Origin of the sequence: Dehalogenimonas formicexedens (assembly GCF_001953175.1) — a bacterium.
Classification (GTDB): Bacteria; Chloroflexota; Dehalococcoidia; order Dehalococcoidales; family Dehalococcoidaceae; genus Dehalogenimonas; species Dehalogenimonas formicexedens.
The window spans coordinates 350533-371985 of the sequence record NZ_CP018258.1 but is presented as its reverse complement, the minus strand read 5'-3'; the positions used below and the strand labels follow the sequence as shown (position 1 = coordinate 371985).

General features: G+C 52.6%; 25 protein-coding genes and 1 riboswitch. Of the genes, 7 read left to right on the top strand and 18 right to left on the bottom strand.

The window, feature by feature from the left end; genetic code table 11:
* Positions 1 to 28: 28 nt before the first annotated feature.
* From Dform_RS02015 to Dform_RS11170, 3 genes are all read right to left on the bottom strand, one after another.
* Positions 29 to 988, bottom strand: coding sequence for a fibronectin type III domain-containing protein (locus Dform_RS02015; RefSeq protein ID WP_076003548.1), 960 nt, complete (start codon positions 986 to 988; stop codon positions 29 to 31).
* Positions 985 to 4110 carry a cupredoxin domain-containing protein gene (locus Dform_RS02010; RefSeq protein ID WP_076003547.1) on the bottom strand — a complete coding sequence of 1042 codons (3126 nt, stop codon included), beginning with the start codon at positions 4108 to 4110 and terminating at the stop codon, positions 985 to 987. The genes Dform_RS02015 and Dform_RS02010 overlap by 4 nt, the downstream gene beginning before the upstream one ends.
* A gap of 395 nt (positions 4111 to 4505) precedes the next feature.
* Positions 4506 to 4739 carry a hypothetical protein gene (locus Dform_RS11170; RefSeq protein ID WP_145925505.1) on the bottom strand — a complete coding sequence of 78 codons (234 nt, stop codon included), beginning with the start codon at positions 4737 to 4739 and terminating at the stop codon, positions 4506 to 4508.
* On the opposite strand from Dform_RS11170, the gene Dform_RS11165 reads away from it, so the two are divergent.
* The gene (locus Dform_RS11165; protein ID WP_076003545.1) at positions 4732 to 5091 is read left to right on the top strand and encodes a COG4315 family predicted lipoprotein; all 360 of its coding nucleotides are present in this window, start codon (positions 4732 to 4734) and stop codon (positions 5089 to 5091) included. The two genes, Dform_RS11170 and Dform_RS11165, sit on opposite strands and share 8 nt — an antisense overlap.
* Positions 5092 to 5184: 93 nt before the next feature.
* Here the strand turns inward: Dform_RS11165 and thyX are convergent, their stop codons facing one another.
* Positions 5185 to 5769 carry an FAD-dependent thymidylate synthase gene (gene thyX / locus Dform_RS01995; protein ID WP_076003544.1) on the bottom strand — a complete coding sequence of 195 codons (585 nt, stop codon included), beginning with the start codon at positions 5767 to 5769 and terminating at the stop codon, positions 5185 to 5187.
* Between the two features lie 240 nt (positions 5770 to 6009).
* Here thyX and Dform_RS01990 point away from each other — a divergent pair, with 240 nt between their 5' ends.
* Positions 6010 to 6495 (top strand): hypothetical protein, encoded by a 486-nt coding sequence (locus Dform_RS01990; RefSeq protein ID WP_145925504.1) that lies wholly within the window; start codon positions 6010 to 6012, stop codon positions 6493 to 6495.
* Positions 6496 to 6686: 191 nt separating this feature from the next.
* On the opposite strand, the gene Dform_RS01985 is transcribed toward Dform_RS01990, so the two are convergent.
* The 4 genes from Dform_RS01985 to Dform_RS01970 form a co-directional block, all read right to left on the bottom strand.
* Positions 6687 to 7124 (bottom strand): c-type cytochrome, encoded by a 438-nt coding sequence (locus Dform_RS01985; protein ID WP_076003542.1) that lies wholly within the window; start codon positions 7122 to 7124, stop codon positions 6687 to 6689.
* Positions 7125 to 7162: 38 nt separating this feature from the next.
* Positions 7163 to 8881 carry a GMC family oxidoreductase gene (locus Dform_RS01980; protein ID WP_076003541.1) on the bottom strand — a complete coding sequence of 573 codons (1719 nt, stop codon included), beginning with the start codon at positions 8879 to 8881 and terminating at the stop codon, positions 7163 to 7165.
* A gap of 15 nt (positions 8882 to 8896) precedes the next feature.
* Positions 8897 to 9631 carry a gluconate 2-dehydrogenase subunit 3 family protein gene (locus tag Dform_RS01975; protein ID WP_076003540.1) on the bottom strand — a complete coding sequence of 245 codons (735 nt, stop codon included), beginning with the start codon at positions 9629 to 9631 and terminating at the stop codon, positions 8897 to 8899.
* 370 nt (positions 9632 to 10001) lie between these two features.
* A complete protein-coding gene (locus tag Dform_RS01970) occupies positions 10002 to 10241 on the bottom strand; it encodes a hypothetical protein (RefSeq protein ID WP_076003539.1) in 240 nt (79 codons plus the stop codon).
* A gap of 164 nt (positions 10242 to 10405) precedes the next feature.
* Here Dform_RS01970 and Dform_RS01965 point away from each other — a divergent pair, with 164 nt between their 5' ends.
* Positions 10406 to 10600 (top strand): hypothetical protein, encoded by a 195-nt coding sequence (locus tag Dform_RS01965; protein WP_076003538.1) that lies wholly within the window; start codon positions 10406 to 10408, stop codon positions 10598 to 10600.
* A gap of 220 nt (positions 10601 to 10820) precedes the next feature.
* A complete protein-coding gene (locus Dform_RS01960) occupies positions 10821 to 11216 on the top strand; it encodes a DUF2780 domain-containing protein (RefSeq protein WP_076003537.1) in 396 nt (131 codons plus the stop codon).
* A 290-nt stretch (positions 11217 to 11506) separates the two neighbouring features.
* Here the strand turns inward: Dform_RS01960 and Dform_RS01955 are convergent, their stop codons facing one another.
* The 7 genes from Dform_RS01955 to Dform_RS01925 form a co-directional block, all read right to left on the bottom strand.
* Positions 11507 to 12685 (bottom strand): aminotransferase class I/II-fold pyridoxal phosphate-dependent enzyme, encoded by a 1179-nt coding sequence (locus Dform_RS01955; protein ID WP_076003536.1) that lies wholly within the window; start codon positions 12683 to 12685, stop codon positions 11507 to 11509.
* A gap of 12 nt (positions 12686 to 12697) precedes the next feature.
* On the bottom strand, positions 12698 to 13183 hold the full coding sequence (locus Dform_RS01950) for an Lrp/AsnC family transcriptional regulator (protein WP_076003535.1): 486 nt from the start codon (positions 13181 to 13183) through the stop codon (positions 12698 to 12700).
* 95 nt (positions 13184 to 13278) lie between these two features.
* Positions 13279 to 13743, bottom strand: a complete 465-nt coding sequence (locus tag Dform_RS01945) for a hypothetical protein (RefSeq protein ID WP_076003534.1) — start codon at positions 13741 to 13743, stop codon at positions 13279 to 13281.
* A gap of 50 nt (positions 13744 to 13793) precedes the next feature.
* Positions 13794 to 14267 carry a DUF6174 domain-containing protein gene (locus tag Dform_RS01940; RefSeq protein WP_076003533.1) on the bottom strand — a complete coding sequence of 158 codons (474 nt, stop codon included), beginning with the start codon at positions 14265 to 14267 and terminating at the stop codon, positions 13794 to 13796.
* 85 nt (positions 14268 to 14352) lie between these two features.
* The gene (locus Dform_RS01935) at positions 14353 to 14862 is read right to left on the bottom strand and encodes a ferredoxin-thioredoxin reductase catalytic domain-containing protein (RefSeq protein ID WP_076003532.1); all 510 of its coding nucleotides are present in this window, start codon (positions 14860 to 14862) and stop codon (positions 14353 to 14355) included.
* Positions 14859 to 15137 (bottom strand): glutaredoxin family protein, encoded by a 279-nt coding sequence (locus tag Dform_RS01930; protein ID WP_076003531.1) that lies wholly within the window; start codon positions 15135 to 15137, stop codon positions 14859 to 14861. The genes Dform_RS01935 and Dform_RS01930 overlap by 4 nt, the downstream gene beginning before the upstream one ends.
* The gene (locus Dform_RS01925; protein ID WP_076003530.1) at positions 15138 to 15509 is read right to left on the bottom strand and encodes a TfoX/Sxy family protein; all 372 of its coding nucleotides are present in this window, start codon (positions 15507 to 15509) and stop codon (positions 15138 to 15140) included.
* A gap of 102 nt (positions 15510 to 15611) precedes the next feature.
* Positions 15612 to 15692, top strand: a riboswitch (ZMP/ZTP riboswitch).
* 38 nt (positions 15693 to 15730) lie between these two features.
* Here Dform_RS01925 and Dform_RS01920 point away from each other — a divergent pair.
* Complete coding sequence (locus Dform_RS01920) at positions 15731 to 16198, top strand: hypothetical protein (protein ID WP_076003529.1); 468 nt, start codon at positions 15731 to 15733, stop codon at positions 16196 to 16198.
* A 61-nt stretch (positions 16199 to 16259) separates the two neighbouring features.
* Here the strand turns inward: Dform_RS01920 and gatA are convergent, their stop codons facing one another.
* Both gatA and gatC read right to left on the bottom strand, forming a co-directional pair.
* Positions 16260 to 17717 (bottom strand): Asp-tRNA(Asn)/Glu-tRNA(Gln) amidotransferase subunit GatA, encoded by a 1458-nt coding sequence (gene gatA / locus Dform_RS01915; protein WP_076003528.1) that lies wholly within the window; start codon positions 17715 to 17717, stop codon positions 16260 to 16262.
* A gap of 9 nt (positions 17718 to 17726) precedes the next feature.
* The gene (gene gatC / locus Dform_RS01910) at positions 17727 to 18014 is read right to left on the bottom strand and encodes an Asp-tRNA(Asn)/Glu-tRNA(Gln) amidotransferase subunit GatC (RefSeq protein ID WP_076003527.1); all 288 of its coding nucleotides are present in this window, start codon (positions 18012 to 18014) and stop codon (positions 17727 to 17729) included.
* A 189-nt stretch (positions 18015 to 18203) separates the two neighbouring features.
* On the opposite strand from gatC, the gene Dform_RS01905 reads away from it, so the two are divergent.
* Positions 18204 to 19391 carry a type IV pilus twitching motility protein PilT gene (locus tag Dform_RS01905; RefSeq protein ID WP_225973713.1) on the top strand — a complete coding sequence of 396 codons (1188 nt, stop codon included), beginning with the start codon at positions 18204 to 18206 and terminating at the stop codon, positions 19389 to 19391.
* A 78-nt stretch (positions 19392 to 19469) separates the two neighbouring features.
* On the opposite strand, the gene Dform_RS01900 is transcribed toward Dform_RS01905, so the two are convergent.
* Positions 19470 to 20816 (bottom strand): hypothetical protein, encoded by a 1347-nt coding sequence (locus tag Dform_RS01900; RefSeq protein WP_076003525.1) that lies wholly within the window; start codon positions 20814 to 20816, stop codon positions 19470 to 19472.
* A gap of 229 nt (positions 20817 to 21045) precedes the next feature.
* On the opposite strand from Dform_RS01900, the gene Dform_RS01895 reads away from it, so the two are divergent.
* Positions 21046 to 21441, top strand: coding sequence for a class II SORL domain-containing protein (locus Dform_RS01895; RefSeq protein WP_076003524.1), 396 nt, complete (start codon positions 21046 to 21048; stop codon positions 21439 to 21441).
* Positions 21442 to 21453: the final 12 nt, after the last annotated feature.

Genomic DNA, 21453 nt, shown 5'->3' with positions numbered 1-21453 from the left:
TTGTATTTTTCATTTCCTATACCCTCATCTATGGAGCGGTAATGCTGGCCGGGGTTGATTGAACCCATGCAGAGTTCTGATTGCCATTAACTGCGCGAATTTGATAGAAGTAGGTGCCGGCAGGGACAAGCTGGGAGAATGTAGTGCTTGAGGCCGGGATATTGTTAGTGGTCTGGAGTCCTGTAGTGAATCCCGCATTTGTAGCTCGTTGAATAGTAAAACTGGTAACATTAGCGGTATTGGCCGTCCAGTTCAACGTAACTCGGAAATTCCTGCCCGATGCGACTGCCGGAGTCACTATCGTGAATGTGCTGGGAGCCGCGAAAGCGCCTCCACCACCATATTGGGCTGTGATGAAAGGCGAAGACTGGGTTATGACCGGGAAGCCTGGGGTGTCGACATCACCGACAGCGTTATTGGCACAGACACGGTAAAAATACGTTCTATTCCTCCTGGCAGTGTTGTCGACAAAACTCGTGTTTGTTTTCCCGACAATGTCCCACGAAACTAAACCTGTGGTAAAACCCGTATCGTCAGCGCGTTGCAGAGTGAACCCGCTGGTCCTGGCGCCGACATCCGTCCAGGAAATAATTAACGAACTGCCTTTTTGAGCTATCGTCAAACCCGTCGGAGTGCTCGGTGGCACAACGTAAGCCATGGCATGCATCATGTCGTTCTCTTCGTGTGCCAGGATGTGACAGTGGTACATGTACTCCCAACCGAAGTTCACGACATGGTTCGGAATACTGGTTATGGCTACGCCGTTAGGATCGAACCAGCCGGCCGGCGGCGGGGATTCGAGCGGTACTCCCTCAGGCATCGAAGGATCGATGAGGCGGACACTGTTGGGTATCTGGTCAAGGAACGGAACCTCTGCGGTGGTGTGTTTGATTGGCCTCAAAGCGATAAAGATCTGTTCGAGCGGATTAACCCTGAATGTTTCCTTCCAACCATATTCAATCGGATGTACAGGAGTCATGGGCATCATGCCATGCCATCCCATCCCACCCTGTTGATGAGTTGAGCATTAAACAGATGGAAATGTATGGTATGGGTGTCGACGCCGTTCTGGCTGATGTTCCAGATCTGAGTGCCGTCCCCGAGAGATCCAATCAGTTGGCTTCGCAGGGATCCATGATACAGGTCCACCGGCGGCGACGAGAAACCATAAGGAATGAATTGGGCGATCTGGGAAGTAGTCGCCGGCAGTTCGAGACCCAACATGCCGTTCATCCGCCCGTATTTATCATACACGCCGCCCATTTCATCATGAGCTGCTTTCGGCTGCAACGGTAGAGTAACGGCGGGCTGAAGATTTCCAGCGGCATCGATCGGCTGGAAAGTGTGCGAGATCTTATTTACCTGGATAAACATCTGATCTGCCGCAGTGGGGAACGTATCGGTCCCTTGACCGGTTTTGCCGTAGGCTGAGTTGTAGAAGGGTTGAGGGACGATGATCGGGTCCTGGCAGGTGGCGAAGACGCCCTTCTTGGTGACGACTCCGTTGGTCACGGTCTGCGCCCACACCGATTTTAAGTTGGCAAGAGTTACATCGGGATTGGGAGCGGCAACCGTATTTCCAACCCTGAACTGCATGATCGTCCTGGTGTTGGGGCCTTTGCCGGGGGGCACTACCCCGTAACCGCCGGTGCTGGTCTGGTCCTGGCAGTTGGTGTAGTAGTCATACCGGGGATCCGGGGCCGGCCAGGCGGCAGGTCCGTCATTGTAAAGAATTATTGTTTTCCCGGCAAATGCCGTGAAATCAACGATGACATCAGCCCGTTCTGCAGTACCAAGTGCTAGGGAGATATCCAGCACGGTTCCAGCATTGAACATCGTCGGGTTATTGTTCCAGGTAAGGGGTTGTGGTGGCACTACAGCTGGTTCCGGTGAGAAGCCGCCTTCCGTGCCGATATGCCACCAACTAGGTCCAGCGTTTGCCACATCGGCGACACCGCTGACATCAAAAGGCGGCAGCCAACTGGTCCCAGTCACGGGAATCATACCGACTTCGGAAGGAAATCCGGAGGCGTTGTTCAGAAAAAAGGTCGCAGTAGCGGTAGCCGTTGTCCCGCCGACACCGGTCGGAGGAGCGATAGTGACAACTGGATTTGCGGTGTATTGACTACCTACGACGGTGATCGCTATTCCTATTATTTGCCCGAAAGTCGGGCTCATCGGGTCGACATCTGCAGTGGCGATAGCCTGAGCTCCATGTCCAGTGGTATCGCCCGCTCCGGGTACGATGGTCACGATCGGGTCGGCGGTATACCCGGAACCCCCTCCGGTCAGCGATATGGTTCCCACAATCCCAGTCGCAACGAACAATGAAAGGTTCAACGACCGGTCGTCTCCCGCATTTAGAATGCGGAAGCGATAAGGCCGGGGCTCGACTTCCAAGTAGGGGAAGACAGTACCGTTGACCATCTGGGTGTCCATAAATGCCTCACCTGGAGTGGAAGGATAAGGCGTACCGGGCATCTCTGGAGGCTGCCATGGGGCATTTACGGGATCATAATAGATATTCGGAACGGTCCCCTGCTTAAGGCCTGTTGTAGGGGGATAGAACCAGGGCCCGTACATCCACCGACCATACGCCGCAGCGCCACTGGGGTCCCAAGGATTCTCAGCGGGCATGTAAGTGTGCGGATACCACAGGTCACCTAACTTGGCTGTTCCCGGAGTGGTTCCATATGTTAGCTGAGTGGAATCGAGCCATGTCGGGTCCGTCATTGCAATAGTAGCCGGATCAACGAACGTCCTGTCCTGGATCACCAGCGGGATTCCGATGTCGGGCAGAACTTTCAACAGCCCGGGATTGACTCCCGAGTTGTTGGTGCCGTTGATCAAGTCCTGTTCGACCTGATCGGTGATGACGTACGCCGCGGCCATGCCCACGTAAACATTTAGGCGGGTGATACCCCAGGCATGGTCGTGATAGAACATTAATCGCGCGCTTTGGGCATTTGAATAATAAATAGTAAAAACGCCGGGACCGGGGTCGTTAGTGGCTCCAGCCGTACCGGCGGGGACTGCAGCGTGAGTGATTGGGTCGAACCACATGTCAGGCACAGGAATTGCCCCGACGCCCCGATTATAGTCCGGGTTTTCTCCGGCAGGAGCAATCCACTGGTGAGGGCCGCCGTCTCCAATCCAGACAGAATTGTTGCCATGGTTGTGAACGACGGCGCGGTTGTCCGTGAAATTACCCATGATAGTGAAACCAGGATTATGGGGGTCGTCAATTTCGAACATTCCGGAGCCCATGATTTCGCGGTCAACGGGGACGAACAGGTTGCCCTTGGGACCTGTGGGTAACAGGTTGTAAAATTTGATTCGTACAGGTGTACCCGGATCTCCGGGTTTGGGTGCGCCCGAAGCGAGGATTGCAGGCCCCAGGAAATGGGGTTTATCTACACCCTTGGCCTGAGTCACTCCATCTGGCATCAATACCGGGGTGCCATCCGGGTTAACTAAAGGAAATTGGAGACCAGGCACGTTTGTCGTCGATAACTGAACGTATCCACGATGCCTTGTTGGCGGTAATTCGGTGTGAAGCTTTTCCTCAAATTCGACGACGGCAATTTCATAATAGTCGGACCCTGCGTATGTCGTCTTGTCAGCGACGGCTAGGGGTATATATTGTCCGAGTGCATTGGCAGCCCCTGATGTCAAACCTGCCAACTTATCGATGAATTTGGTCAAAGGCGGGCTGTACGCCCAGTTGGGCGTTCCGAAGTAATCAGGGATCATGTGACCGTTGGGATCGGTGGCCAGCACCGGGGGCGGCGCGATCATTCCACCGCCCATTTGCATCTTCTTGGCCATCTTCTTGGCGCCGCCGGCCACTTTGGCTCTGAGCTTAGCCAGGTTTTCAGCCGCGGCTTTACGGTCGGCCAGAGTAATCTTTTCTTTGAAGACCAACTTCTGTTCGGGAGTCAGCTCTTTGGCCTCAAGAATTTCTTTAGGTACAGCGAGAGCGGCTGCCACGAAAGCCGCGCTGGCAGCGGTCATTTTTGTAAACGTGCGGCGGGTGACATACCCTTTGCCGATGGTTTGGGAGTGCCTTACCCGTTTCGATGTGGAACCCGGATTCTGTTCGATAACCATTTGCTGTTCTTCCTTCCCCGAATATTTTTGCCCGATATATCCATAATACCAAGAAAACGGCTTTTCGCCATTACGTTTTATAATAGTCCTAACATCATCTGAGGGGTATTAGGGGTTCTACGTAATTTCGGCGGGGAAAGTACCTAATCCAATTACGTACCATTTTTTCGCCTCCAGCCTTTAAAAGATGCCCTAAGGACTTCAGATTAGCGCCCGGCCTGCCTGTTGAGATGGTGTTGGGGTAAAAATACTTAAGGGCAACAAATATTAAGGGCATGTATCCCGATAAATGCGTAGGCATACTGATACCGCAAACTTGTTTCTGCTGCGATAATTCATTAAGTAAGCTTAAACGCAAAAAACAGCAGAGGTATAAAAGTGAAAAACAGACCTGTTCATCTCAGGCTCGCGATTCCCATGGCTTCATTAATAACGCTCTTGACCATCGCCGGGTGCGGATCGAATGCCGCGACCACATCGCCCGCTTCGAATAACACCACGCCGCCAGCCACCACGGCTCCGGCGACGACATCCGGCACTGTCACCACCCCTCCCGCGACTACCACGGCGCCGCCAACGTCGACTGCCCCGGCAACGACCCCTCCGGTAACCACTCCCCCCGTGACCACCACGCAACCCCCGGTCACTTACGCCTTTTCCGTCAATGTCGCGGTCAAGACGAGCGTCGGCAATTACCTTGTCGACAGCCGAGGCTTCGCCCTCTATTACACCACCAGCGACCGGCCGAACTTCAGCAACCTGCCGGATGAAACGATAACCGCCTGGCCGGTGTTTTTTGTGCCGACCCTTACCGTCGGAGCCGGGCTCAGCCCTGCCGATTTTGGCATCTTCACCAGGGATAGCGGCGTAAGGCAGATTACGTACAAAGGATATCCCCTGTATCTGAGCATCTATGACAAAGCATCTGGCGATACGGTGGGCAACGGGGTGGGTGGCGTCTGGTTCGTCGTTAAACCCTAATTGTTTCGAACACCGGGAGCATCGAAAGAGCCAGGGCTTAAGCCCTGGCTCTTGATTTATTAGAATTCAGTGAGGTCTGACGAACCCGGCGGCCTACATGTCTCCGAAGACTCCCGGGGCTTTCTCACGCATGATTTCTCTTATTTTGGCGACCACCGCCCGCATCTCAGGCAGAGCGGCCGGTCCCGTGCGCAGCCTGATAATGTGCCGGATCTCCCGGAAATTCCAGGTGCAGATGATCTCCGTCGAACAGGCATTGGGCAGAACGTAGCGGGCGATCTCCGGTTTCACCCCCGCCTGGAGAAGTTCGCCGTAAGCCTTCCATGAAGCTTCCATGGATTCTTTATAAACTCTGGCGATAACATCGTCGCCGGCCGCTTCCGGTGGCGTTATGTAATCTGCTACCGATTCCTTGACATAGCGCTGGCTGCGCTGGGAGTAGGAAGCGATGCGGTGGCGTACGAGTTCGTGGGTCAGGGCGCGGGACGCCTTGATATAAAAGGTCGCCGAGGCGTGTTCGATCAGGCTTTCATGACCCTGCTTGATCCGGGCCTGAAGCCACCCTTCCTTGGTTCCCAGCTTGTCGCCGCTGGCATAACACAGCCTGCCCGCCTGTTCGGTCAGAGATTCGGCATCGGGGGTAATAGCCAGGAGTGTAACGGCGATTTCGTATTCCATGTCTTTCCTTATAATTAAGCACTGTCAACTGATCGAACCAAGCCCGGAGTAGTTAGTCTAACCGACACGGAAGCTCTTATCAAATTGAATTGCCTCAGCAGTTTCCTCCAGGAGCGTTGATTATGATCGGGTTACCCGTAGTGCAGGTTCTTCATTTCCAAGCCGACGGTAAAAAAAATTGCACCAAAAACGACACGAGGCGCTTGACACTTCCAGAAACACCCGTGCTATAATACCCGCATGGATAAATTAGCACACCTGTACAATCAGGAAGCCGGGTTGTTGATCGGAACCTATCGGTCATCGATGCCTGATACGGATCAAACCGGCGCGCCCTCTTTGTCATTCCCATACTTTTCCAGGATTGCGATCTCGGCTGCCGGCGATTTGATTAGGGTTCGTTATGGTTCCTTTTTCAAATCGAATCTTACGATTGCGCCAAAGCTGATTTTCGGGGATTCGTTTCGCAATAAAATCTTTTCGGGGAAAACCGAAAAACAAAAAAGGCTCAGCTTTTTCCCTACGCGCAGGCGGAAGGACTATTCCTTTTCGGCTCAGCCAGATTGTCCTACGCGCGTGCTCCGAGCGGAGTCGGGGCCTGCCCCGCACGACAGTCGAGGAAGCGAAGGAACCGGGATCCAACATTTTGTCATTCCCGCGCTCACCCCGTATGAGTCGGGAAAGGCAGGAATCCAGGTGGAGAGGGGGATTGGTAGTATTGGATAATTGGTATTATTGGATTACTGGTATTATTCCGTTTCCGCCGCGGGGGGAATTGTTTCCTTTGTTTTCGCGCACAAAATGCGCACCGTACAGAACCCGCAACGAGGTCAATGAGTCGTTTCAGTCGTTTTTACCATGCGGACAACAGCATGCGTCGGAATAATATGTCCGGAAGTCTCATGAACTCTTCAAGACTATTTAAGCGCGAGGTTGATCAACTGGCTCTCATCGAAAGCCGCCGAGGGGGTCACCTGGTTATCCTGCACCAGCAGATAGCACAAAACGTTGACCGCATCCGAATGCGACAGGGAACCCGGAGAATTAAGCGGCATCGAGGACGATATGAAATTAAGCATCGCCTGGCCGTTGGGGGCGAACAAGGTACTTCCGTTGTATATTCCGGGCTGGTAATTGGCTCCCCAGACAGCCGGGCCGACTCCGGTACCCTGGCCGTTTGCGGCGTGGCAGCTGACGCATTTGTTTGAATACACTACCTTTCCTTGATTAGCCAGGGACTGGAAGGTATTGCCGGAACCCGTGGTAGTCCCGGGAGACGTCGATGGTGACGAACCACAACCAAATCCGAGGAACGCCACCGAGGCGACCAGCAAAAACAGTGCGAACTTGTTCATTCAATTACTCCAGTCTGCGGCTTATTCAATATAACTGATCATAAATACTGCACCAGATTTCCACCGGTTTGGGCCTGAGACTTGATGTTAGCGGCAGCCCAGTAAGCCAAAGCCTCGATGGTATGCGTGGGATTGTAACCGAAATAGGTCGGAAACACCGCGCCGCTGACGATAAACATATTCGGCAACTCCCACGACTGCAGGTGCTCATTGACTACCGATTTGGTGGGATCGGAGCCCATGCGGCACGGGCCTACTTCATGGTTGTTCCAGGGAGGGATCAAGAGCGGGCCATTGACGGTTGAAGAGGCGCCGGCCTGTTTTAAAATGGCCGCCATCTTGGGCTGTAGGTAATTGCCGATGGCTTTTTCATTATCCGAACCGCTATACGTTACTCTGACTACCGGAAGCCCGATTGAATCTTTAACCGTTGGATCGAGATCGATGACGTTGTTCTCATAAGGGAGGGTCGGTGTCTGGGCAATCAAACCCAGGGTTCTTTTGAAGTACTGCTTGATGAAATCCTTCCGCGGCTGTCCCCAGTTCTGGTTGGCGGCAACCTGCTTGAAATTGCCGGGCGCTAAAGAAGAGGTACCTGAAATCGCGTGGGTGTTGCCGCCGATGGAAGTTATCGAGGCGCCTTCTATGAAGCCCAACCCTGTGTGATCGAAATTATCACCGTTGAACTCGTCGATGGTGGCGTTGGCGCCGGTCTGACCTTCGCTGGGGTTGGTGATAATGGTGTCGAAAATCCCATTAACGATCTGGTACTGGTGGCTCATCAGGTATTTGCCGACCAATCCGTTGGCGTTGATGCCGGAAAGGAGCAGGAGCCTGACCGCGCCCCAGGTGTAGTTGGAGACGATGATAAGCCCGGCTGGTTGTTCCTGCTCCACACCGGCCTGATCGAGGTAGGTGACGCTGGTCGCCCGTCCTCCGCTCTTATTGATCCGGACTACACGGCAACCTGTCCTTGCCTCGAAATTGCCGCTGGCCACCGCTTTGGGATAGACGCTGACCATGGTGCTGGATTTGGCTCCAATGTGGCAGCCGTAAGCCGAGCAGAACCCGCAATAGTCACATCCCGGACGCCCGTCATAGGGTTGGGAAATGATCGCCGAAGGCGTGGGGAAAGGCTTGTAAGAAAGGGCGGTAGCCGCCTGGGCAAAAATGCGGGAACCGGTGGTCTGAATCAACGGCGGCAGCGGAAAATCTTTCGACCTGGCACCCTCAAAAGGATTGCCGCCACTTTGAACAGCGCCGTTGATATTGCCGGCTTTCCCGGAAATCCCTAGTTCAGTGTCGACCTTGTCGTAATAAGGGGCGAGATCGTTATAGGTGATCGGCCAATCTACGACATTCGTGCCCGGCGGCAGGGCATTGGCCCCATATTTTGCGGTAATATCGCTCCTGAGACGGAAATGGTGCGGCAGCGCCCGCCAGTTCCAGGTCCCGTAGTGGATCGAACCGCCGCCGACTCCAGATGAAATGGTCCACGGCACGCCGGAATTTACAGCCGCCGTTTGAGCATTCGGCCGGTAGGTCATGGGCTGCTCATCGATGATCGGTTTTAACAGGTACTGACGCTGTTCGTATTTGAGTTCATCATGATCCCATTGGAAATCCTGAGTCCGGCGAAGAGGTCCCCATTCAAGACCAACAACTTTTAACCCGGCGGTCGAAAGTTCTTTGGCCATGATGCAACCCGCTGCGCCAAGCCCGATTATCACCACATTAACCTTAGGCAACGTAGGCATTATCTATTCTCCTCGTTAAAATCCGGAACTCGGCAGCGGCATGACTATGCTTTCAATATCAGCCAGCGTCAAAATCTTTTTTGACGCCTGGTCAAAACCGATCGCCATTTCGGCATCGGTGTAGGCCGCCTGAGAACCCGGGTAGCCGATCATCTTCCAACCGACCAGGTTCTGGTTGCCGCCGTAGAGCGGGTCGCAAAACGTGCCCTCGGTCATATGCTTGAGCAGCAGGCTGAAAAATTCCCCCGAGCCGGGGGCATAGAATCCAGTGGCGGTGCCTCCTTGCATATCGGTCAACACGCTATCCTGCTGGGTAGTGGTAAGGTCTCCAAAATTCTTGGTGAATTTACTTTGTGAATACGCATTCATGGCGGTGAGGCCACGGTGATATGCCATCCCCAAATTGGCGTAGGCGCCGTTCAAAGCCCTATCAACGTAAATGTGCGCTCCGGCCTCCACGGCTCCCGGGTCAGAAGCCGAACCAGGAAGAAGCCTGCCGAAAGCAGCCTTGACAGTGGCTGCTTCGACCGCATTGAAAAACAAAAAGGTCTCGACCACGGGAGGAGTGGTTGTCGTTGGCGGAGGGGTGGTCGTCCCGGGCGGTGTGGTCGTCGGACTATTCGAGGTGCAGGCCTGGGCTAACGCCATCGAGCCTACCGCAAAACCGCCGGCGATGATACCCGCCCCTTTAACAAAATATCGGCGGGACACGCCGAGATTTTCCTGGGTCGTCTCAATAGATTCCTGCATGACAGACCTCCTATAACCTTATATTACCCCTTTAGCTGCGAAACACAGAAATTCCTGGGAATGCTTGATTCCGAATGGCTCAAATACCTGATTGTTACACCTTGTGAAGGCGAGACATGGCAACATGATATTGTAATCGGGACAATCCGGCAGCGGGCGTTTGCAATGGAACTATGGTGTTGCCGGTTTTTTTGATGCCGAATTGATTCTGGCACACCAAATGAAACGGTGCTTTCCAGGGGTTGTTATCAGCATTCACAGGTTGAACGACAAAATATGGCGGAGATCATTTCGGTAAGAACCGGTTTGATTTATATCCCGGCGCCAGGGGTCAACATACTTCCGGGATAGTAATTCCAGGATATCAGCGTCAAATGACCATCATCTGGTCTTGGCGCACCTCGAATTCCTCTTCGCATTGGACGCATTTAAAAACAACCCGGCTTAATGTGTTGCCTGCCTTATCAAAGCGTGCCACGTCGGCGTATTCGCCGTCATCGGGGCATTTGGCCGTTAATGAATATCGATACTTGGTGTCGGGATCGACCAGAGTGATTTTTCCGGTCTCGAACATTTTCTTGACCATGGCCGGCGCTTTTTTTGCTTCCATGTCTGTCTCCTTTATTGTCCTGAATCGATTCTAGTCCTTGCCGGCGGATGGGGCAACAAGTTGTTTTTGTAAGAATTAAGCCGTTAGTACAATTGAAATTATTAGAAGTAAGGAGTAGGCTTTTCCGCTGAATAAATAATTAAAGATTGGAATGGTAAAGTCTCGTGTTCGAAATCGTCGCCCAACAAGCAGTGGAACTGTTTGAAGACAGCAAAAACCGAAAATTAAAAGATGTTTTGAAGACTATCAAGCATACCTATCATCTTTCAAAGGCAGAGATCGCCAAAGTCAAGAGGATGGTTGAAAACCTTTTGACTTGGGAACTGCTCGGCTTTGAAAGATCCGTCGACGTGTGCTGAAGATCGATTTCATCGTGAATTGAACGTGCGATCCTGATACAGCAGCTTATTCACTTCATCGGTTGTCAATCATTCCGGGTAATCGCAACTGCGCCAAATTCTGGCCGTATTTGATTCATGCCCGCGCGGCAGATAGAATTCGGTTAGAGTCACATCACGTCATTTCTCCCCGGAATATACGGTGTGACTTGGCTGCGAACGCTGCTTTGAGGTTTTTAGGATGGAATTGGTTGACATGTTAACCCAAAAATTGGGGGTTACGGAAGCCCAGGCGAGGGGAGGAGCGGGACTGATTCTCAAGAGGGCGAAAGATGCTCTCGGCGAAAAGGAATTTGCCGGCATTGCTTCGATGGCTCCCGACCTCACTTCCCTGGTCAGGGACCTGCCCGCGACCGACAACACTGTCATCGGTGAAGTAGAGAAGATGTTTTCGATCTTCGGCCGACGGATGGGCAGCCTGGGTTCCGCTGCCGGTATCAGGGCCGGATTCCTGAAATTGGGCTTGAGCGCCGAGATGATCGAGAAATTTGAACGAACGATCCTGGAGTTCGTCCGGAATAAGGCTGGTGACCCTGCCGGATTGTCGTTGGGGAAGTCCTTATCTGTAGATCAATAATTACCTTAATTTAGATTTTTTATCTATTTTGTCCAAAGATGTCTTGACAATTAGACACGACGCGCCTATAATCATTGCCAAGTTTCAGGCATCAATCTCCCCCCTCCAAAAAGAACCGGCTGCGGTGGCAGCCGGTTCTTTTTGGTTAAAAAAATATGTGGTCCTCGAAGAAACAATCGAGCCGGTTAAACTCGCCTCAGAGTTTTCCCCAGGCGTGAACATACAAAGAAAGATAAAAACAGGAAAGCTTCTTGGACTGTAGGAGAGGGTCGACCGGCTGAATCTGAGCGCTATAAACGGCTTAAGAAGCGCTTGATGCGTTCCAGAGACTCCTCAATCTGGGGTAATGACGTTGCGTAGCAACATCTGAGGTAGCCCTCTCCCTGCTGACCGAAGGCGGTGCCTGGAACGACAGCGACTTTTTCGTCCTTGAGAAGGCGCTCCGCAAATTCGTCCGAGGACAACCCCGTCGATTTTATCGAGGGGAAAGCGTAAAAAGCACCACGGGGATCGAAACAACTTAAACCCAGCGAATTGAAGCCCGAAACCATCACCTGCCGCCGGTGATTATAGTCTTCGACCATGGCCTGAATATCGGGCTCTCCATTTTTCAAGGCTTCGATGGCGGCAGCCTGGCCCATCGAGGAAGCACAGAGCATGGTGTACTGGTGTATCTTGGTCATGCCGGCGATGATTTCTTTAGGGCCCGCGGCGTAGCCAATCCGCCAACCTGTCATCGAATATGCCTTGGATACTCCATTGAGCACGACGGTACGTTCTTTCATGCCTGGCAGGCTGGCGAATGAAGGAACGGTCACGCCGTAGGTCAAGCGATTGTAAATTTCATCTGACAGGACAATAAGGTTATGCCGCTCCGCTACGATAGCCAATTCAGCCAGCTTGTCATACGGCATCACCGCGCCGGTGGGATTAGCGGGGTAACCCAGTAAAATTGCTCTTGTCCTGGGGGTTATCGCCTTGGCGACATCTTTCGGATTGAGTTCGAAAGATTCAGCTTCCCAGGTCGGAACCGGCACCGGGATGCCGCCCGCAAGGGTGATGCAGGACGGGTATGAGACATAGCTTGGGTCAGGGATAATTACCTCATCACCCGGGTCCAATATAGCCCTGGCCGCGAGGTCGAGCGCCTCCGAAACGCCCACGGTAACGACGATTTCACCAAGAGGGTTGTATTCCAGACCATGAACCCTACTCAGATAGCGGGCGATCTCCTGCCGCAGTTCGGGTGTTCCGGCGTTGGAGGTGTACATCGTCCGGCCGTGCTCGAGGGCGTAAATGGCGGCCTCGCGGATATGCCACGGGGTAATATAGTCCGGTTCGCCGACGCCGAGTGAAATCGCTCCATCCATCCCGGCCAGTAAATCGAAAAACTTCCGTATGCCGGACGGCTTTATGGCCTTAACGGCCTTCGAGGTCATTGAACGGTTTAAACTTGTTTCGACTGGCATGGATTCAACGCCCTAAAGTACAACTTGCTGCCGGTTGATTTGTTCTGTCCCGGCCAGAACCTCGCCATCTTCCTTGTAGCGTTTGAGCATGAAGTGAGTGGTGGTTCCCTGGACGCCATCGATCTGAGACAATTTCTGGGAGACAAAATCGGCGACCTGGTGCATTGTCTTGCCGGTGACCAGAACCGCCAGGTCATAAGTGCCCGACATAAGGTAAACGGTACGGGCTTCCGGAAAATTGTAGACGCGCCGGGCAATGGCATCAAAACCAGTGTCCCGCTGCGGAGTTACTTTAACTTCAATTATAGCTTCGACGCGTTCATTGGAAACCTTCTCCCAGTTGACGACAGTCTTATAACGGACGATTGTGCGGTCGGCCTCAGCTCCCTTGATTATCCGGGTGATCTCATCTAACGAACCGCCGGTCATCCGTGAGATGGCTTCGGGGGTAGTGCGAGCGTCCGATTCCAGTATCTTGAGGATTTCATTCTTCAGCATAGCTAACCCCCGTTGGCAAGTGTGCCGTCAATTATACGCAGTTAATAGAACGAGGTAAAGAAAATACTGAAGCGGTGATAGAAAAGGAAAGATAACTAGATAACGCGCCTTTGCTTGTGGGCGATGGCATCCAGCATTCCCCCTACCGCGACACCGAAGGCTATCCCAAGGACAAGGCCGAGAACGGCGCTTCCAAACACGCTGCCGATCCCGGTACCCAGAACAAGACCTATAGCGGTCCACAAAGCCAGGTGTTCACCCTCTTCCGCAAGGTGGTGGGCGGTCTTCAGGTGTTTGATGATGCCATCCAGTTGCCGGTAATAGGCTTTCCATTCAGGTATTTGCCACTGTTCAACGTCCTTGATGCCGTCGACGAGGCGGTCGATCACCGGCAAGTGGCCGACACATGCCTCGCAACCCATCGAAAGAGGGTCCAGCCTGCGGGCGACTCGCAGCACCATGTCCAGGCGCAATCGCTTCTGGTTTTTGAGAGTGATATCCGGCTTTAAGGCTTCGATCCGAGATTCGATAGAAGATACGCCCGTCATCTTGTCCGCCATCCATTCCTTCGAACAAACCAAAATATCTTATCATTCGAGGAAACCGGGCGTCATCTCACGGGGGTAAATAGTTCGATAAAATATGCCACCTCTTCATCGATGGCTTCCTTGATAGGGTCGATCTGGATCGATTTGGGGTACCCGTAGGCGGCGTCGTATTCGACAATCAAACTATCGGCGCCGGTATCGATAGCGTCCTGGATAATGCCGAAGAGCTTGTCGACGGTTTCGACGCGGTCGAAGTAGGGCGTGGCGACTTCCTTCGGTTCCTGGGTGTATCCCTTGCTGATAGCGATACCATTCTCAACCTTGATGATGACCGGGAGGACGATTTCGGGCGGGCAAAAGCAGCCAACCCTCAGACGGAATGAATAATCGTCGATGTTCGCCTTTTGCCATTTGGCGCGGGCAGTGTTAAGTTCACCCTGAAGGCCGCCTGGTACCGGGTTACACCCGGGGATAAGCACCAGGGACAGCACAGCGATTAGACCACATGCGAGGACGACGCGATTTAAGTATTTCATGCCATATCTAACGCCGGCAAGGTATTTTGGATAGGTTTAAGAAAATCCTCAATCCCTATCTTTTAATCAGAGGAGAACCAGCACGTTAAACGAAGCGCTCGAAGCGGTCTTTGGTAGCCTTGCAGATGGGGCAGATCTCAGGCGGTTCGCCGCGGCCGCACAGGTAGCCGCAAACCTTGCAGCGCCATACCGGCTGGGACAATTTTATGGTCACACCTCCGGTTGACATAGATTCCTGATTCTTCTCGACCATTTTCCGACCTCGCCTTTCAGGTACCGGTTTCAACTCTTGTTTACCCTGAAGAATTGCGGTATTAACGTATAGAGCGCAGTAACAGGCTCCAAATTCGCTCAAATCTGGATCCCTGTAGTCACAGGGGCAGATTATGTCAAGATCCTGGGCGCGGACACCGGAAGCAAGCCGGCAAGGGCAGGCCATGTAACCATAACGGCACATATTGGTTAAAAGCCCTTCAACCAGCGAGCGTGTAAACTCGATATCCGGATTGAGGTGATAGCCCGATTTTTCGGCTTCGGCGTTAAGCTTGGCGTATAGCCTATCGATGCCAGCGGAATCGGGAGCGGCGCCACTCACGCGAGTGCCTGCCGGATTTCATCTTCTTTGAAGCCTACTATGCATTTCTCGTTATTTAGGACCAGAGTCGGGAATGAACAGGCGGGATTCCAAACCATGATTTCTTTAACCGCCGCGTCCCTGTCTTTGCCCGCAAGCAAATCGACGTATTCGTAAGTATAGGCTACCCCCATCTCATCCAGTAATTTCTTGGTCTTGCCACACCAAACGCAGGTCGATAAGGCAAAAAGCATCACATTGCCTTTGTTCACCCCGGGAACTGTAACGCGAGCCATCTATTTCTCCTTATTCTTCTTCTGTTTAGGTTGTTTAGGAGGCAAGGACGCGCCGTAGCGGAAAGACCTGGAAAGCCACGACTTGAGTAGAGCGGAGTCGTCATACACCGCCGCAGGCAAAGCGATATACTCCTTCATCGGACGTCCGGGAAACGGTTCGAAAGGGGCGGCTTCGTCGAATTCTTCGAGAATCGAGCGGCGATCATCCTCATTCAGCCGTAAGATGATATTCGACTGGTGGACGCCGGTGACCATGTTGCCGTTAATAAAGTAGGCCGGGCAACCGAACATCATCCGTTTTTGGGCCGGTGATCCAGCGGTTGCACCGGCCAGGATGTCGGAAAGCTCAGTGGAACATTTTTCCCACTTCATAGTCACATTTCCATTGTGGCTGATGAAAGTAGTTGTGTCAAAGCGGGGGGGCAAAACATTGACACGTACCCCGTCCGCACGTATATTGTTAGAAGTAAATTTGAAAGTTCGCGCGACTGGCGGAAGTGGAGTTCACCACACGGAGCGCGAGCCACGGATCTGCCGACCGCCTGGGCTTGTTGCTCAGGCGGTTTTTATTTTAGGCAAGAAAGGAAGGGCCTATGTTTTCCAAGGAATGGTTCGTGTATGTCTTCGGAAGATGGATACTGTTGTCAGGAATCGCGGGCGCGATCCTGCAGGTAATCCTGGTCGACAAATTCTCGATTCCCACCTTCCCTGCTTTCCTGCTTAACCAGCTCATCCTGGCTTCGGTCTTCTGGTATGTCGACAAATACATCTTCCAGAGGCATTTCGGGGCGGTCAAGGCTATCTTTAAATTCCCAAGAGTGCGGGGCGAGTTCACCCCGTCGCACCAGTTCAACAAGATCACCGAGGAATACAATGAGTTCTCGGCAGCCTACAAAAAATCACCAGAAGACTACGGTAAATGGCTCCACGAATTCCTCGACCTGTCTCATGCCGTAGAAATGACGGAGCGGGTCTTGAGGGAGAAGGGCGTCGATGTCAGCGGCGAATTCTACCGGATCGTGCAGCAGAATAAGGCAAAAGGCCTGTATGACGGGAACTGATCCGTTAATCAGATGTGCACTGCCCGACCGGCAGAGACTTTAACTTATCATCTAAGAACGGTTAAATGTTTGGCAGGCGTTTATGCCACTCAGTGACCTGTTGAAACGCGTGACCAAGCTTCAGGATAGTTTTTTCAGCGAAAGGTTTACCGATGATTTGGAGTCCTATCGGAAGACCTTCAGCAAAACCGCCCTGGATCGAAATACCGGGAAGACCCGCGATGTTGACCGGGATGGTACAGATATCGGACAGATACATCGAAAACGGGTCAGCGGCTTTCTCGCCGATCTTGAACGGCACCGTCGGCGCCGTCGGCGTAACCAGGGCGTCGTATCTTTCAAAAGCGGCGTCGAACTCGCGGCGTATCACCGTCCTGACCTTTTGAGCTTTTACATACCACGCATCGTAGTATCCGGCTGATAAAGCGTAGGTGCCCAGCATGATCCGGCGTTTGACCTCCGGCCCGAAACCGATGGCGCGGGTCTTCTCCATCGCCTGCCACATGCTGTCGGTGTCCTTGAAAGAGTAGCCGTATTTGACCCCGTCGTATCGGGCAAGATTGGCCGAGGCTTCCGAAGGGGCGATGATATAGTAAACTGCCAGCGCCGCGTCTGTGGTCGGCAGCGAGCATTCCTCGATTTCACACCCCAGGTCCTCGTAAACCCTGAGCGCGGTATCAACGGCTGCCTTGACCTGCAGGGTGACCCCCTGGGCAAAATATTCTTTGGGTACGCCGATTTTCATGCCCTTGACACTGCCACCGAGGCACCCGTAATAATCCGTTTCCGGTTGGGGTACCGACGTCGAGTCCCGCGGATCGTAGCCGGCAATGGCATTCAGCACCAGTGCGTTATCCGCGACGTCCCGGGTAAAGGGACCGATCTGATCAAGGGATGAAGCGAAGGCTATCAGGCCAAAACGAGAAACAAGCCCGTAAGTGGGCTTCAATCCGACGACCGAGCAAAATGCCGCCGGTTGACGGATACTCCCGCCGGTGTCCGACCCGAGGGCTGCCGGCGCTAACCCCGCGGCAACAGCGGCGGCGGACCCGCCTGACGAGCCTCCGGGTACCCGGGAGATATCCCATGGATTGCGGGTGGTGAAATAGGCCGAGTTTTCCGTCGAGGATCCCATGGCAAACTCGTCCATGTTGGCTTTGCCGACAATCACCACTCCGCGTGAGCGAAGACGTTCGACCACAGCAGCGTCATAAGGCGGGATGAAATTCTCAAGCATTTTGGAAGAACAGGTCGTGCGAATGCCTTTGGTGCACAGCACGTCTTTGAAAACAATGGGAACACCGGTCAGCGCCTCAACGTCACCCCCGGCGATTCTCGCATCAGCCTCTTTAGCCTGTGCCAGGGCCAGCTCATCGGTCAAGGTCATGAGAGCCTGGATTTTCGGGTCTACCGCGTCGATACGGTCGAGATAGGCGCGCGTAAGTTCTACCGAAGACACTTCTTTGGCCTTCAGCAGCTTACCGGCTTCGATCACGGTCAGGGATTTTACGTCGATCATGGCTGATTATTATTCGAGGACAGCCCGGATGCGGAAATAATCTCCCTCACGCTCGGGAGCATTCGAAAGCACCTGGTCTGTCGCAAGGCAGGGCGTGGGCTTATCGTAACCCAGGACATTGCTTTGAGCAATAGTATGAGCGGTAGGAGGCACATTTTCCGTATTTACGTGAGAAAGCACCGTGAAGTGCCCCAAAATATCCGACAGCTGTCCCCGCAGACGGTCCACTTCAGCATCATCGATGCCGAGGCGCGCCAGCCGGGCAATGTGAAGGACTTCTTGTTTAGATAGTTCCATATTCACGGGATTATATCATCGGGCGGCCGGACGGGCAATTGATTGTATGCGTATCTAAGTATCAGACCGCCATTTAATACCGATAATCAGGGCAGAGTATCAAATAATTAAGGGTTTTTACGTATTGAGCCCTGCCCCTTCCCGACCCTACTATCTAAACAATGGCTGATCTCTTTGGGAGGGAATTAAATGGCGAGCGTGACAGGTCCGATACCTAATGTAAATGATAACCATACGGTAAAAATATTTCCCAAAAACCCCTTGAATTTATTACCAGACTGGGACTACACTGGAAATATGGATGTCATGGAGCTGCTGCGCATCTCCTCGGACTTGAAGGCCTCTGACCTTCACCTCGTCATTGACAGCCCACCCTTAATCCGGGTAAACGGCGAGTTGCAAGAGCTTGGGACCACCAATATGACCGCCCATGACATCGACGTGGCGCTGACCCAACTTACCGACGAGGAACAACGCCAAAAATTCCTGCAGCATAAAGAGCTCGATTTTGCCTGCACGCTCGATGATTATGGGCGTTTGCGCTGCAATGTCGCCAGGCAAATGCACGGTATTAGCCTGGCAGTCAGATTGTTGCCCCCGGCGGTACCGACGATAGACGGGCTTGAATTACCCCAGATATTGAAAGACCTTGTGGTTCAGCCACGCGGACTCCTGCTGGTCACCGGCCCCACAGGCAGCGGCAAGAGCACCACCCTGGCCGCAATGATCCAGCACCTGAATCAAACGGGCGGACACCACATCATTACCATTGAGGACCCGATCGAATATGTTCACCAGCGGGTTAAATGCGCCATCACCCAGAGACAGCTTGGTGAAGACACCAATTCTTATCCATCTGCGTTGAAGCATATATTGAGACAAAATCCCGACGTTATTATGCTTGGCGAGATACGCGACCCCGAAACCGCCGCCGCCGCTCTGTCTGTTGCCGAGACGGGACACCTGGTTTTATCAACCAGCCACGCACCGTCGGCGCCTCAAGCGGTAGAGCGGATTATCGATCTCTTCGCGCCTCAAGAGCGTCACTTGGCCGAAGCCCGGCTGGCCTCGCTGCTCATTGCGGTAGTCTGCCAGACCCTGGTGCCCAGGGCCAGCGGAAAAGGCAGGATTGCCGCAATGGAAGTCCTCATCGCCAATCCAGCCGCCAAGAGCATGATCCGGGAGAGCAAGGTTCACAATCTGCACAACGTCATCGCCACCAACCGTGAGAACGGGATGATAACCATGGATGAAAGCCTGGCCGAACTTTATAAAGCGGGTACTATCACCCTGAAAACCGTTTTCTCTTATTGTAATGATGCCTCCGAAGTGAAAAAGTATCTGGGCGTACACTCTCAAACGATGCAGGGGAGATAGATCAAGCCGCTGTCCACTCTTTCATCACAAAACTAAATAGCCCTTCAAGGCTCTTTAGTTTTTTCACCTTGGCGAAGTTTACCGTTTTACGTGGATAAACATGGCATCAGGTTTATTCAGGTGACAGACCGTGCAATCGCTCAGCGTGCCCGAATGCCCTTGAAGTTGGATAAATTTGATGGAGTCATTCGCTTCCCGGCTCGGAGCAATAACATGTGGACTGTCGTGGCAGGCAGAACAATATAAACCGCCATGACCGGTCGACTGCTGATACAGAGGCTGATTAGTAGCGTACGCCGATCCATGGCAAGTGCTGCACTGTGGCTCATTCAACCAGGGCATCGGATTTTGCCCGACGGCGACCATGGGTTCAATCACATCGTTGCCACTGGGGTTATGGCAATCAGTACAATTCAATGAATAGTGTTGCGACATGGTGTCTCTGAGGCATTGAGTACTCTCCCCCGGATGGCATGAATAGCATCCGGCCGTGTCAAAAGTGATGTCCGGAGCATTTCCGGAATTGTGGTGAAGGTGGATAGCATTCGAAAGGTTTTTAACCTGACCGATTTCCGGCATGCCGAGGGCATTGTCACCGTGGCATGATGCGCAAAGAACCGGCTGGTGGTCGAGCAATGGCGTTTGTGCTGCCAAGTTTGGATTCCCTGCCAGATAAGAAGTGTAGTTATTTGAGGCAATCCCGTTTAAATAATCGTGTAGAGCCAGGATATTCGTTTCTAGCTTTCCGGTGGGTTGAACCGCGGGAGCATATTTGGTTGTGGCGTCTCCGTCATCAGAATGACACATTGCGCAGTTTAACTCGGTGGAGACCGGCGCTACGACGGTCAACGTTGCCAATATCGAAGATGTCTTCGCATCCCGGACGGTGATCTGAGCTTTTTGATATGGATATGAAGACAACCTGGCGGCATCCTGATCTCTAACGTTCGTGAGAGGAATGCCCTCGGCTATAAAATAGGCACCATCCTGGGCCACATCGAAAGTCCCTGACAATCCTTTTCCGGTCAGCCCCACGTTCGGTGCCAGTGGTTTTGACAGGTTGAAGAGTTGTTGGGCAAAGGTCCAGAAATTGGTTTTATCCGGTTTACCATTCGGTACTCCCGGACCTTTAACCGAATAAGTATTGTCGGGAAAGGTGTATTCGACGAAGATCCCGTCAGTTACAACCTGGGGCTTATCGCCGACCTTGATCACTTGGGCCATTAATGTATTGTAAGGGGGCAAGATGGCGAGGCTGCTGAAATCAGGATTGAAGCAATGCATTCCCAGGTTATTCCAACCGATAACCACGTAACCGGTATCGCCGGGTTTTAAGGCGCTCGAAAGACTAAACCCTTGAATTGGGAGAGCTAGCAGAGTGACAACAAATATCAATTTAAGTATTTTGATAACAAATTTAGTCATATTTCCACCTCCACAGGAATCATATATAACACTACCTGAAAATTATGGTAATCCGTATAACCACGCAAATTTTGATTGCGGGAATACCTAGTTTCCGCACATTCACTCATGTGGAAAGGACTTGAGAAAAAATAGGTGTCTTTCCGTTTGTAGTTTGCGTAATACTACGGATGGCAGCCGTCTGAATTCCGCTTTATAGTCTATGAATAAATAACAAAGAAGTTTTGGCATGGACGCTTTCGGAGAGATTTTCCAGACCGCAGATTGGAAAACGGAAAAACATGTACCGGTGATCGACTGCGATGACAAGGTAAAATCCGGAGAGATATTCCAGGTAAAGACGACGGTTGGGAAAGAAATAGCTCACCCCAACACCACTGAACACCACATCCGATGGATTTCTCTATATTTTCGACCGGAGGGCGCCAAATTCCCCTTCGAGATCGGTCGTTTCGAATTCAACGCCCACGGCGAATCGGTCGATGGACCCAACAAAGGTCCCATTTATACCAACCATTCGGTGACCACTTCGATGAAAATTAACCAACCAGGGACAATTTACGCCACATCCTTTTGCAATATCCACGGACTATGGAAGTCAGAAAAGGCGATTGGGATCATGTAATGTTGTAGCGTT